Raw genomic sequence first — 12,376 nt, 5'->3', positions numbered from 1 at the left:
GGTGCCGAGTGTGCGGCCGGGTGTCGGCGTCGAGATGACCCGCGAAGGGGTCGGCGTCGTCGGCATCATCACGCCATGGAATTTCCCGATCGCCATCCCCGCCTGGAAGATTGCGCCTGCGCTCGCCTACGGCAACACCATCGTCTTCAAGCCGGCGGAGCTGGTCCCCGAAAGCGCCTGGACCATCGTGGACATCCTGCATCGCGCCGGATTGCCGAAAGGCGTGCTCAACCTGGTCATGGGCAAGGGATCGATCGTCGGCCAGGCCATGCTCGACAGCCCCGACGTCAACGCCATCTCCTTCACCGGCTCGGTCGGCACGGGAAAGCGCGTCGCCGCAGCAAGTGTGGAGCATATGCGCAAGTTTCAGCTTGAGATGGGCGGCAAGAACCCCCTCGTCGTGCTCGATGACGCGGACCTGGCCGTTGCTGTCGACTGCGCCATCAACGGCGCCTATTTCTCGACCGGTCAGCGCTGCACGGCGTCCTCGCGCCTGATCGTCACCGAAGGTATCCACGACCGCTTCGTCGATGCCATGAAGGAGCGCCTGGACAAGCTCGTCATCGGCGACGCGCTGGGTGCCAAGACGCAGATCGGTCCGGTCGTCGACCAGACGCAGCTGAAGCAGGATGAGGATTATATCGCCATCGGCCGCCAGGAAGGCGCCGAGCTCGCCTTCGGCGGCGAGCGGCTGGAGCGCGAGACGCCCGGATTCTATCTGAGGCCGGCGCTGTTCCTCGGCGCCACCAACGCCATGCGCATCTCGCGCGAGGAGATTTTTGGCCCTGTCGCCAACGTCATCCGCGTTAAGGACTATGACGAGGCGCTGGCAGTCGCCAACGACACACCGTTCGGCCTGACCTCCGGCATCTGCACGACGAGCCTCAAGCACGCGACGCATTTCAAGCGCAATTCCGAAGCCGGCATGGTGATGGTCAACCTGCCGACGGCCGGCGTCGATTTCCATGTGCCGTTCGGCGGCCGCAAGGGCTCGAGCTATGGCCCGCGCGAGCAGGGCCGCTACGCCATGGAGTTCTACACCACGGTGAAGACGGCCTATACATTCGCTGGCTAACTGGCTGGCACAACGATGTCGGACTTCGCCGGAATGGCCTGGCTCAACCCGCCGCCGCACCACGCGTTCGGCGACGGGACGCTCCATGTCCGCACCGGCAAGGAGACCGACTTCTGGCGCGAGACCTTCTACGGTTTCCGGCGCGACAACGGCCACTTCCTCTATCGGCCGGTCGCGGGCGACTTCAGTGCCGAGGTCACGGTCAAGGGCGACTACAGGGTGCTTTACGATCAGGCCGGGCTGATGCTGCGGCTGAGCGAAACGCACTGGATCAAAGCCGGCATCGAATATACGGACGGCCTCGCTTATTTCTCCGTCGTCGTTACCAACGACAGGTCCGACTGGTCGCTGGTCGGCATTTCCGCGGACCCGAACGGCGTCCGCATCCGCCTGACCCGTCACGCCGAGGCGCTCCGCATCCAGTATCTGGATGCCGCGGATGGCCACTGGAAGCCGGTACGACTGGCCTATTTCCCGGTCTCGCGGAGCGTCGATGTCGGGGTGATATGCTGCTCGCCGCAGCGCGAAGGTTTTGAGGTGACCTTCTCCGACTTTTCGGTCGGTCCGCCGATTTCCAGGCAATTGCACGACTGACCCGGGCAAAGTGGACTGTCCTTCCCGTTTCGACGGGAGCGTAAGACGGCACATCGCCTGACGCTCGGGGCCCGGCGGCTCGGCGGGATGCGCTGCTTGTTCTGGTTCTGCCAACGCTGAACTGCTTTAACGCCGCCGCCCCATTCCGGCCTTTTCGCAGTGCGATAAGCCTCCGATGGCCGTCTCTTTTGCCCGCGGCAACATTTTGGGTTGAGCCGCCGGCGCTGGAGCGATAGGTTATGCTGCAGTGCACAATGAGTTCCGGCCGGGCCGAACATTGGCTTGCGCCGGCGTTTGGCAATTCTACCGGACGCTGAACCGCTCCAGGGCTTAACGGACAAAAATCCGGCATGAAGATTCCGAAATCCATTCTGCTCGATCCGGAAGGCAACAAGGCCTATGGCGCCTTTGCCGTCATGGTTTCCGTCATTGCCTTTGCCTATTCCAGCAATTTCGGCCAGATCCTGATCCTCGCCTACTACGCGGTCTGGCTGCCGCTGCTCTTTGTCGACTATCGGCGCTTCACCTGGAAATTGTCGAGCGCCTGGCTGCCGTTGCTCTTCGCCGCCTATGTCTGCTTTTCGGTGTTCTGGTCGCAGGCTGCCGGCATCAGCGCGCGGGCGGCGGTGCAATATTCCTCGCATATCGTCTGCGCTTATGTCGCCGCGCGCACCATCAGCGTCCGAACGCTGGTGCTGGGCTCGCTGATTGGCATCTTCCTCGTCCTGCTCTATTCACTGAAAGTCAACGCTTACGCGTTGGACATAATCGACGGCACCGTCAATTTCGTCGGCGCTTTCTCCTCCAAGAACCAGGTCGGTTTCTTCTCCTCGCTCGGCATCTTCTTCTCCCTCATCTTCCTGGGGTTCTACCGGCGCAACTGGCTGAGCTTCTTCTGGACCGCACCGATCATCCTCTTGTCGGCATATATGCTGGCGATCGCCCACTCGGCGACCTCCGTCGCCTCGCTGCCGGCCGTGCTCGGCATCGTGGCGCTGCTAACCATGAGCAAGGTCCTGTCGCGCCGCTATCGCCGCGTGCTGTTCATTGTCGGCGGCGGCGCGCTGGTGGCCAGCGTGGTGGCTGCGCTGAACCTTGGCCTGCTGGACGTCGTGCTCGGCATCTTCGGCAAGGATTCGACGCTGACTGGCCGTACCTATCTCTGGCAGCAGGGTTGGGAGGCGGCGCAGCAACATCTGCTGCTTGGCTACGGCTATGCCGCCTACTGGGTGCAGGGCTTCGCCGACCCGGAACGCTTGTGGGCGGAGTTCTACATCACGACCCGCACCGGCTTCCATTTCCACAACACTTATATCGAGACCTTGGTCGAGACCGGCTTCGTCGGCGTCACCATGCTGGCGCTGATCATCCTGCGCGCCTTCTACGGCCATATCTCGAAGGTGGTGTTCGGCGCCTGGAAGGCCGATTCGGTTGTGCTTGCCGGCGCGGTCGGGCTGATGCTGATCCGCTCCTTCTTCGAGGTCGAGACACTCGGCCCCTATTTCATGGCCTCCTTCATCGTCTATTATGGCCTGTTCAAGCTGAGCCCGATGCCGGTTGCCCGGCGGCGGCGGGTCACCGTTCCGGTGGCGGATCAGAAGCCTGCGAACGGCCGCATGCCGGCTCCGATCTGATCGGCCGGGGCTATTGCAGGAATGTTGAGCAGGTTGCCGCTGGAATCGCGGAGAAGGTCCTGGAGCATTCCAGGAAAAGCGTGAAACGGTTTTCCGTCCGGAATTGCGTCAAAACAAGAGAGATAGAGCGGTTCTGCGGTTCCGTGAAACGGTGGACCGCTCTAGGCTACCGCGCGTGAGCGTTGCATTTGCCGCTGCAGGAAGCGGCGCAAGGGCTCGTCGTAGATGCGCGTGGCGATGTCGGCGATGACGATGACCGCGACGGCCATCACGACGCCGAACCAGGGATGGTGCGCGAACGGGTCGACCGATACGGCCTTGCCGGCGCCGGCGATGATCATCAGCATCGGCGTGTGGATGATGTAGATCGGATAGGAAATCCGCCCCAGCCAGCCGTAGAAGCCTGCCAGCGACGGAGCGGTCGGCGCCACGGCGCCGGTCACCACCATGATCGGGAAGACGATGGCGACGGAGGCGAGATCGTAGGCTACGCGCCCGCCGGCATTCGCGGGCGCGATAGCGAAGACGACCAGCGTGAAGAGGATCGCGGCCTCGACCCAAAAGCCGCGTCGCAGGAGGCCGAGGCTGCCCTGGTAGCGCGCCATCGACCGGCACAGCAGCACGCCCAGGAAGAAGGAGAACGATACGCGCGGCAGGCCGCTAATGATGGTCTTGCCGGTCATGCCGAAGTCGAGCGTGCCGGCGATCACCGAGGCGACGACCAGCAGCACGAGGCTGACCGCGACCAGCACCGTCAGCACGCGCCGCGACAGGAGGAAGAAGACGGCGACATAGGCGATGTTGACGATCAGCTCGAAGAACAGCGACCACGAGGCGGGGTTGAGCGGAAAGATGGTGTGGTAGGCATCGCCGACCAGCGGGATGAAGAACATGCCCGTCGTCAGCAGCGTGCCGATCTCGGCCATCGGCGTGTGTTCCGCTGGCATCAGCCTGTTCTTGATCAGCAGGTAGAAGCAGCCGAGCAGCGTGCCGGCGAGGTAGAGCGGATAGAGGCGTATCAGGCGGACGGCCAGGAAGCTGCCGAAGCCCATGCCGTTCTCGATCTTGCGGTCGTAGGCGTGGGCGATGACGAAGCCGCTGAGCAGGAAGAACAGGTCGACCGCGAGATAGCTCGACGGCAGCACCTTGCCGTCGGCAAGGAAGGGCGAGAAGTGATAGAGCATCACGCTGATCGCCGCCACGCCGCGGATGGCGTCGAGGTTGAGGTAGACGTGACGCGGAGCGACGGCTTTCATTTGATGCCTTCAAGCGGTTCAAACAGATCGCCCGCCCGCACCTTGGCGCGAACGAGCTTGTTCCTCCCGCCTCCGTCGCGCGGGCCGCCATGACGTGGCCCGGCGCGTGGAATTCTACTGGCTGGCCATCGGCGGGCCGGCCGTCGGCGCCAGCTTCACCTTGATCACGTCGCCTGGCAGCACCGGCGTGTCGTCCTTGGCGTCGACCTCGCTCGTTTTGCCGTCGACGACGCGCACCAGCGAGTAGAGGAGGTTCGGTTGTTGGCCGGTTGTGATCGCAGCTGCCGTGGCGGGATCCGACGCCTGGGCGATCAGTCCCTTCTGCATGCCCACTCTCAACGATGCCTCGTTCAGGTCGGCTTCGGTCTGCTGCCGATCGGCGGCGAGGCTCGAGCTCAGCTTATTGCGGGCATCGATGGCGTCCTGGGTCGCCTTGCTGATCGACTGTTTGGCTGTGAGGATGGCCGTTTCATAATCGAGGATCTTGCCCTGCAGGTCGGCCACCGACTGTTTCGAGTCGAACAGTCGGGCGTTGGCGATCAGACCCTTCTGCGCCAGCGGACCGATGCTGGCGAGTTGCTGCTGCGCCAGATCGACCTGCTGCTGCTGGTTGACGATCTTCTTCTGCAGCGATTCGATCTCGCCCTGCAGAACCCCTTTCAGGTCATCCAGCGCATCCAGCTTTAGCTTCAGCGCTTTCTGGTCGGACTGCAGGATCTGCATTTCGTCGGCAACGATGGCCTGCAGTCTCGGATCGCCCTCGACCTCCTTCGGAACGTCGAAGCTCGCCTTGCCGGCGAGGTCCGCATCGATGCGGGCGCGCTTGACGAGCAGCCGCACCCGCTGGTCGTCGTAGATATCGAAATTGCCCTTGGCGGTGATCAGGTCCTTGCCGAGTTGAGGACCGAAGTCGGCGCCGCGCCGGATACCGCCCGCGATGCTCACCGCCTTCAGCACGGTGAGGTCGGGCACATAAGGAAACTGGCCGGGATTCTGAACTTCGCCCGAAATGTAGAATGGCCGGAACTGCGCCATTTCGACGGAGGCTTCAGGCTTGTCGGGCAGCGCCAGCTTGCGCTGCAGGGCAAGCCCGATTGCCGCTGCGACCTCCGACGTCGTCTTGCCAGCCGCCTGCATCTCGCCGACAAACGGCACCGAGAGCGTGCCGGCCGGGCCGACCGAATAGTCACCGTTGATTGCCGACCAGTCGCGGAACGTGCCGTCGACCGTCTGCCATTCGGCGACGCGAATGTTGAGCTTGTCTTGCGGCCCGAGACGATAGTCTTCGGCCATCGCCGTGGTCGGGGCTGCTAGAGACAGGGCAAGCGCCACGGCCGCAAACCGGCTGGGCGCCTTGGAAAAGAGTCCGAAGGGGTGCTTTTTCAATGAACGTTTCCGATCCGCTTTGGCCCCATCCGCCCGATGAGATCACTGCCGGATGCCTGCCCTGGGGTTCGGCGGGCCAGGCATGGCGGTCAATAGCTGCCGCGCGACATCCACACGGCAGGCACGGTTTTGACGATGATGCGAATGTCCTCGACCATCGACCAGTTCTCGACATAGTGGCGATCGAAGGCGACGCGCGTGTCGTAGGACACGTCGTTGCGACCGCTCACCTGCCACAGCCCGGTGAGACCGGGGCGCGACTTCAGATAATAGACGGCGGCGCTGCCGTAGATCTCGAGCTCGTCGCGCACGACCGGGCGCGGTCCGACGAGGCTCATGTCGCCCTGCAGGATGTTGATGATCTGCGGCAGCTCGTCGAGGCTGAGCTTGCGCAGAACAGCGCCGACCCGCGTCACACGCGGATCGTTCTTCAGCTTACGCGTCGCGGCCCATTCGGCCGCGGCGTCCGGATTGGCGGCGAGGTGCGCGGCCAGCACCCGCTCGCCGTCCTGAACCATGGTGCGGAATTTGAGGCAGGCGAATATCCTTCCACCGCGACCGATTCGCTTGTGGCCATAGAAGATCGAACCGCCGTCGGAAAGCTTGACCAGCAGGGCGACCATCAGGAAGAGCGGGCTGAGCAGAACCAAGCCAGCCAGGGAACCGACGATATCGAAACTGCGTTTGAGCAGACCGCCGATGGGGGGTGGAAAATCAACGCCGGCCTGCGAAAAACCCGCATTAACCGACTTGGCGACGTCCCTCATGCAGAAGCTCCATACGTTGAACGAATGGTTTATGGCACGATACCAAAAAAATGCTGCAGCGCAACACACAATTTCCCATTCGCATGAAATGTTCGCGTCATGAATTGACCAAATAATAAACCTACCGTGCCCAAATTTTGGCCTTTGTGGCATGTTTATGACAAGGTGATGGGAATTTCGGGAAATGTAGTGCAGCTTTTGGGCTGTTTTTGGGCAGAGCATTCTTTGCTGCAGACAAACGGCGGTTGCAATCGGTCAGAATCACTCGCCTCGGTAAGTTGTTCGCGTAAAATACTAATTAATATTTTGGGTTCTACTATCGGGGATTTGGCCGTCGTGAATAGGTGGCGATGCTGCAGTGTGCGTCGCAGCATGGCAGAGTCGATCCCGCAAATTCATTGGATATCACCTGCGATCGGCATTGCCGCAAAGGTCTCGCCTTAATAGAGTCGCAAACTGTTTCTGTCATAGTCTGGATGGGTCGGAAAGGCCGGTAAGCAACCGGCCGAATTGGGCAGCCAGAAATAACTCTTTGGCGAAACGGGGAGTTACGCGGGTGGGTAAGTCGCAGCCTTTGCGTGCTCGTGTCGGATGAAGGACCGACGAGCATGTCTTTGCCAAAATTCATCGTCGGGATGATCTTCGCGCTCTCGATCGTTGCCGGCTGGTCTTATGTCGACGGCGCATCGCTTGGCACCATTCTCATGCGTGCCGTCATTTGCGCCGTCATCATCCAGGTAGGTTATTTCCTTCTGGTCTTTGCCATGATTGCAAGAAGCACGCCGACGCCCGCCGACAAGATCCGCGAGGCCGACCGCGGCATCAAGGTGGCCGAAGGCGAAAAGCTAACCGCCAGGCGCGGCAGCCTCCGCTGACCGTTCAGCCGGCGCCGGGAGCGGCGCACCGTCGGCCGGTGTTGCAGTTTCCCGTTCGGCTCGTTCGCCGGACAGCATCCTGGCCAGCCGGCTGCCGGACCTTGCTTTCAGTTGCCGATATTGCCCGACCTCGACGACGCGGCCGTTTTCGAGGGCCACGACCCAGTCGGCGAAAGCGATCATCGACGGCCGGTGCGCGATGGTGAGGATGGTCATCTCTCCCCGCAGCACGTCGATCGATTGGGCGACCAGCGACTGATTCTGCCAGTCGAGCGCGCTCGTCGCCTCGTCGAGGATGAGCAGCGAGGGCTTGCGCAGCAGCGCCCGCGCCAGCGCGACGCGCTGGCGTTCGCCGCCCGAGAGCCGGACGCCGCGGTCGCCCACCACCGTTTCCAGCCTGAGGTCGAGCCGCTCGACGAAATCGGCCGCATTCGCCTTCTTGAGCGCCGCCCAAAGCTCCTCATCGCCGGCCTGGGGCGCGGCAAGGCGCAGATTGGCGGCAACGGTATCGTGCAGCAGGAACACATCCTGCGGCACATAGGCCACCTGATCGCGCCAAGCCCTGCGGTTCTTGGTGGTGATCTCGACGCCGTCGGCCAGGATCCTGCCTTCGGTCGGCTCGAGCAGCCCAAGCAGCATGTCGGCTATCGTGCTCTTGCCCGAGCCGGACGGGCCGATCAGCGCCGTCACCTTGCCGGCGGGAAGCCCGAAGGTGATGCTGCTGACCACCGGCCGTCCATCGCTGTTGTTGCCATAGGCGAAGGACAAGTCGCGGATGTCGAGGCCGGTTTTGAGCGACAGCCCGCCGTCCTGCCCGCCATCGCCCGGCTCCATCTCGCGCTCGGCGTCGAAGCGCGCCTGCAGGGCCTGCATGGCGCCATAGGCCGGCAGGTTGATCAGCACCTGCTGCGCCTGCGTCTGCATCTCCATGAAGCGGGGCGCGACCCGCATGAAGACCAGAAGCAGCACGACGATCTCGGCGAGCGACAGATGGAAGCGCACCAGCGCGATATAGATGAACAGGCTGAGCCCGATCACGCTCGCCACCTGGAACAGCGCGGTGCCGATCGTGCTGTTGCGGACATAGGCGATGTTGTCGGCCTTCATCGTCTCCAGCGTCGCGCGGAGCTGCGCGAAATAGCTGGCCTCGACATTCAGGCTCTTGGCCACCTTGATACCGCCCAGGAACTCCGAGACCGTGCGGTACTGCTCCTGGCGGCGGCTGGTCAGCACGCGACCGTATGCGGTGGCGCGCGCCCGGAATGGCTGCAGCGCGATGAACAAAAGCACGCCGATGAGGATGGCGAAGTATGTCATCACCGGCGAGATGAACAGCGAGACCGCGAGATAGCCTGCGAGCAGGAGCGTCGTCTGGGCGAGCATCAGCAGCGAGAAGGCGGCAGCCTGCACCCGGTCGATATCGCCGGTCAGCGCATGGTCGAGATCGGAGCTGCGCATGCGGGTGAAGACGCCCCAGCGCGCCTTGCCGATGCTCTCGAACAGGTTCATGCGCACGCGGTTGACGAAGTCGTAGAGCAGCCGCGCCATGTAGAGCGATTTGAAGCGGTTGAACATTGCTTGCAGCGCCACCAGTCCGACGAGCAGGCAGAGCACCGTGGCCAGCGACAGCGTTCCGCCGGGCGCAAGCCAGCGAAGCGCGCCCGGCACCCGCACGGCAAAATCCTGGTCGGCATTGCCGATCAGATGCAGGAGCGGGATGAGCAACAGGATCGAGAGGCCTTCGGTCAGGCTTCCCAGAATCAGGAAGGCCAGCGCCGTGACTGTGCGCCGTCCGCCGATTTGCGCCATCACGCCGCCGAAGCCGGCGACGTCCCGCAAAAGCGGCAGGCGAAGTTTTGTGGACCAGGCCATGCCTCTGCTCACCTCGCCTGCGCGCCGGTTGCCAGATCGCGCTCGACCAGGGCAACGGCTTCATCGATCCGCTCCAGGCCGTCCGGCACTTCGAGACGGCGGACGCCGATCCCGGCGGCAAGCTGCGCGCATTGACTGAGATGCGTGGACGCGCGATCGCCCACCAGCGCCTGCCGGCCGAACCGGGTGACATAGGAGAATTTGATGATCGCCGGCAGGGCGGCGGCACCCGGCAGCGGCGCGATAGCCGCCCGCTCGCCGCGCTCCAGCACGTAGGTTCGGGCCGCCGGCACGGCTCCACCGGAGAATCCTTCGCACAGGCGATGCTGCGCCTTTTCGATTTGCGGATGAACCTGAGGGCGCACTTCCGCTTGTTCAATTCTGATGGCGTCGGTGGCATCCGTTGCGAGCTTGAGCTGCGGGAAACCGGGCAGGATCAACGGCCGGGAGGAGTTGGACAGGTCCAGCGCGACCACATCGTCGGTAAGCAGAAGGTGACCGGCGCGGATCATCGCGCCCGCGGTGGTCGACTTGCCGGCACCCTTGTCGCCCATGAAGATCACGCTTTGGCCGCCCACGGCGGTCGCGCTGGCATGGAGGATGAGCAGGCCGCGCTGATGCAGAAGCAGTGCCAGCACAGGTCCCAGAAGCGGGAAGGCGAGCAGCGGATCGTCGATGTCCGGCTCCGGATCGACATCGATCCTGGAAGCATCGCTGATCAGGAAGGTGCCGACGGCTTGCCAGGAGAGATACTGGCGCGTCGGTTCGAAACGAAAGGCGGTTCCTCCCTCCGCCGCGGGTCTGGGAAAGTCGATCGGCCCGACTGCGATCACGATGTCGGGCTCCGCGGGCATCGCCGGTTGCAGCTCCGGCAGCGCCACCTCCGAACTGATCGTCAGACCATAGGCCTTGTAGAAGCGGCGAACGCGCCCGCTCCGGCCTTCGGCGCCGATATCGGGTTCCGGCCGGGTGGCGAGGGGAGCGATTGAAACATTCATGCGAGGCTCCCCGTCGGCTGGACCTGCCGCAGCCAGAGCGACAGCGAGATCGAGCGCCAGACATATTGGACGTCGAGCAGCGCGGCTTCGTCAGGCTTGTTGAGCAGCCTCGCATAGGCGGCGTTGACCTCGCCCAGATCGACATAGGGCGCGATGCGGTCGCCTTCCGACACCAGCATCTTGTCCATGAGGTCGCGATGGTTGCGGAGCATGCCTTTGACCAGGATGGCGGTGAAATCGATCTTGTCCCGCCGCCACTGCACTGCCGGCGGCAGCACGCCTTCCATGGCGCGGCGCAGCACAAGGCGGCCGAAGCCGTAATGCAGCTTTTCCTCGCCGGGCAGCGCCAGGCAGAACTCGACCAGCGGCTTGTCCCAGAACGGATAGCGCGGCTCGACGCCGAAATTGGCCGCCGCCTTGTCGAGCACTTCGAAAGCATGCGGCACCAGCCCGGTCGAGAGCACCCAGCGATGGGTTAGCGCCTCGCTGGCGCTGACGCTGGAGGGCATGTAGCCGGCCCGGTGGAAGCGCTCGACCAGGTCGGTTCGCCTGGCAAGCTCGGCGTTGACCAGGCCGCCCCAGGCCGGTCCGCGTGCAGGCGCTGCGGGCTCCAGCCGTAACCGGGAAAGAAGCCGGTTCATCCGGCTTCTCCATCTCGCGATCCGACATGCGGGTCCGTAGATGGCCAGGAACCGGAAATACATGGCGAGCATGCCTACGCCGTAGGTGTCGGCGGCGCCGTGAAGCTCGCGCCAAAGCGCCAGCCATCGGCCCTCATTGGCAAGCTCATGCAGCAGCCCATATCCATGTGAAACAACCTCGTCGCCACCATGGCCGTCGAGCAGCACCTTTACCCCGTTGGTGCCGGCGGTCCGGTAGATGCTGCGTGTCAGCGACAGGCCGGGCGCCAGGAACGTTCCTTCCTGCTCCTCCAGGATGCGCTCGAACTCGGCGAAGGGCGCATAGTTGCCGACAGCGATCAGCGTGCTGTCGAGCTGGTGCTGACCCAGCACCACATCGATGAAGGGCTTCTCATCCATCGCCGAGCCCGTCTCGAAGACCAGCGAAAAGGTTTTCAGCTTCGGCCTGCGCTCCGCAGCCGCGTGCTGGCCGGCGACGGAGACGATCGAGGATGAATCGAGGCCGCCGCTCAGCATCGCGCCCACGGCCGATGTGTCACGCATCCGGTTCCGCACCGACTGGGAGAAGAGATGCCTGAATTCCTCGGCCGCGTCCGAGCGCAGCGGCCTTGGCGAAGGCTCGATCTGCCAGTAGGGGCGAAGGATCACCTGACTGTCCGTCACCGTAAGGGTGTGGCGGGCCGGCAAGCGGAAGATTGCGGCATAATGGGTCGACTGCGGATCGTCGGGCAATCCGGCAAGGAAGCCGGAGATCTGATGCTCGCTGATGCGCGTGCCGACCCCATCTAGGGCCAGCAGAGGGCCAATCTCCGAGGCAAACGCGAAGCGTTTGGCGGTCGCGTGATAATAGAATGGCTTGATGCCGAAATGGTCGCGCGCGCAGAACAGCGCCCGGCGCTCGGCATCCCAGATCGCGAAGGCGAAATCGCCCTGCAGATAGGTCGCACAGGTCTCGCCCCATCTGAGATAGGCGCCCATAAAAAGCGTCGCGTCGGCGACTGACCGGTCGTGTATGCCGAGCCGCGCCAAGAGCTCGTCGCGGTTGTCCAGCCGGCAATCGGCCGTGATGGCGAGGTTGCCACCGGCCATCGTCAGCGGGCCCGGTCCGCTCTCGCCGGTCGTGTCGAGCCAGGCATGGCCAAGCACCGCGTTCCTATCCGTCCACCACGAGCTGCCGTCGCGGGCGCGGTGGCGCATGCGCGAAAGCATTTGCTGGATGTCGGCTGATCCGGGGGGCTTGCCGTCTTGCCTCAGCAGAATTCCGGCGATGCCGCTCAT

General features: G+C 63.6%; 10 protein-coding genes. 4 read left to right on the top strand and 6 right to left on the bottom strand.

The annotated features are described in order from the left end of the window. The 3 genes from RFN28_RS01775 to RFN28_RS01765 all read left to right on the top strand — a co-directional run. Positions 1-1,075, top strand: a 1,075-nt coding sequence (locus RFN28_RS01775) for an aldehyde dehydrogenase family protein (protein WP_320285632.1), incomplete at its 5' end; no start/stop codon positions are given. Between the two features lie 33 nt (positions 1,076-1,108). Continuing rightward, positions 1,109-1,669, top strand: coding sequence for a DUF1349 domain-containing protein (locus tag RFN28_RS01770; protein WP_320285631.1), 561 nt, complete (start codon positions 1,109-1,111; stop codon positions 1,667-1,669). Positions 1,670-2,019: 350 nt separating this feature from the next. Continuing rightward, positions 2,020-3,303, top strand: coding sequence for an O-antigen ligase family protein (locus tag RFN28_RS01765; RefSeq protein ID WP_320285630.1), 1,284 nt, complete (start codon positions 2,020-2,022; stop codon positions 3,301-3,303). Positions 3,304-3,464: 161 nt separating this feature from the next. On the opposite strand, the gene RFN28_RS01760 is transcribed toward RFN28_RS01765, so the two are convergent. The 3 genes from RFN28_RS01760 to RFN28_RS01750 all read right to left on the bottom strand — a co-directional run bounded on the left by RFN28_RS01760 (position 3,465) and on the right by RFN28_RS01750 (position 6,712). Further along, positions 3,465-4,559, bottom strand: coding sequence for an acyltransferase family protein (locus RFN28_RS01760; RefSeq protein ID WP_320285629.1), 1,095 nt, complete (start codon positions 4,557-4,559; stop codon positions 3,465-3,467). Between the two features lie 114 nt (positions 4,560-4,673). After that, positions 4,674-5,852 (bottom strand): polysaccharide biosynthesis/export family protein, encoded by a 1,179-nt coding sequence (locus RFN28_RS01755; protein ID WP_320285655.1) that lies wholly within the window; start codon positions 5,850-5,852, stop codon positions 4,674-4,676. A gap of 182 nt (positions 5,853-6,034) precedes the next feature. Next, positions 6,035-6,712 (bottom strand): sugar transferase, encoded by a 678-nt coding sequence (locus tag RFN28_RS01750; RefSeq protein ID WP_320285628.1) that lies wholly within the window; start codon positions 6,710-6,712, stop codon positions 6,035-6,037. A 608-nt stretch (positions 6,713-7,320) separates the two neighbouring features. On the opposite strand from RFN28_RS01750, the gene RFN28_RS01745 reads away from it, so the two are divergent. After that, the gene (locus RFN28_RS01745; protein ID WP_320285627.1) at positions 7,321-7,587 is read left to right on the top strand and encodes an exopolysaccharide production repressor protein; all 267 of its coding nucleotides are present in this window, start codon (positions 7,321-7,323) and stop codon (positions 7,585-7,587) included. On the opposite strand, the gene RFN28_RS01740 is transcribed toward RFN28_RS01745, so the two are convergent. Genes RFN28_RS01740 through RFN28_RS01730 form a run of 3 tightly spaced genes read right to left on the bottom strand, consistent with a single transcriptional unit; the run spans position 7,558 to position 12,376 of the window. Then, positions 7,558-9,459: an ABC transporter ATP-binding protein gene (locus RFN28_RS01740; protein ID WP_320285626.1), complete on the bottom strand. Its 1,902-nt coding sequence runs from the start codon at positions 9,457-9,459 to the stop codon at positions 7,558-7,560. The two genes, RFN28_RS01745 and RFN28_RS01740, sit on opposite strands and share 30 nt — an antisense overlap. An 8-nt stretch (positions 9,460-9,467) precedes the next feature. Continuing rightward, positions 9,468-10,457, bottom strand: coding sequence for a phosphoenolpyruvate carboxykinase (ATP) (locus RFN28_RS01735; protein WP_320285625.1), 990 nt, complete (start codon positions 10,455-10,457; stop codon positions 9,468-9,470). Continuing rightward, entirely contained in the window at positions 10,454-12,376 is a 1,923-nt protein-coding gene (locus RFN28_RS01730; RefSeq protein ID WP_320285624.1) for a lasso peptide isopeptide bond-forming cyclase, read from the bottom strand. The genes RFN28_RS01735 and RFN28_RS01730 overlap by 4 nt, the downstream gene beginning before the upstream one ends.

Source organism: Mesorhizobium album (assembly GCF_033977205.1).
Classification (GTDB): domain Bacteria; phylum Pseudomonadota; class Alphaproteobacteria; order Rhizobiales; family Rhizobiaceae; genus Mesorhizobium; species Mesorhizobium album.
Note: the sequence above shows the minus strand (reverse complement) of the source record. Positions and strands in the feature narration are given on the sequence as shown.

What these genes read in the sequence shown, in the direction of transcription:
- RFN28_RS01740 (WP_320285626.1), bottom strand. Translation starts at nt 9,459, where the DNA reads ATGGCCTGGTCCACAAAACTTCGCCTGCCGCTTTTGCGGGACGTCGCC.
- RFN28_RS01745 (WP_320285627.1), top strand. Translation starts at nt 7,321, where the DNA reads ATGTCTTTGCCAAAATTCATCGTCGGGATGATCTTCGCGCTCTCGATC.
- RFN28_RS01770 (WP_320285631.1), top strand. Translation starts at nt 1,109, where the DNA reads ATGGCCTGGCTCAACCCGCCGCCGCACCACGCGTTCGGCGACGGGACG.
- RFN28_RS01735 (WP_320285625.1), bottom strand. Translation starts at nt 10,457, where the DNA reads ATGAATGTTTCAATCGCTCCCCTCGCCACCCGGCCGGAACCCGATATC.
- RFN28_RS01750 (WP_320285628.1), bottom strand. Translation starts at nt 6,712, where the DNA reads ATGAGGGACGTCGCCAAGTCGGTTAATGCGGGTTTTTCGCAGGCCGGC.
- RFN28_RS01730 (WP_320285624.1), bottom strand. Translation starts at nt 12,376, where the DNA reads ATGAGCGGCATCGCCGGAATTCTGCTGAGGCAAGACGGCAAGCCCCCC.
- RFN28_RS01765 (WP_320285630.1), top strand. Translation starts at nt 2,020, where the DNA reads ATGAAGATTCCGAAATCCATTCTGCTCGATCCGGAAGGCAACAAGGCC.
- RFN28_RS01755 (WP_320285655.1), bottom strand. Translation starts at nt 5,852, where the DNA reads ATGGCCGAAGACTATCGTCTCGGGCCGCAAGACAAGCTCAACATTCGC.
- RFN28_RS01760 (WP_320285629.1), bottom strand. Translation starts at nt 4,559, where the DNA reads ATGAAAGCCGTCGCTCCGCGTCACGTCTACCTCAACCTCGACGCCATC.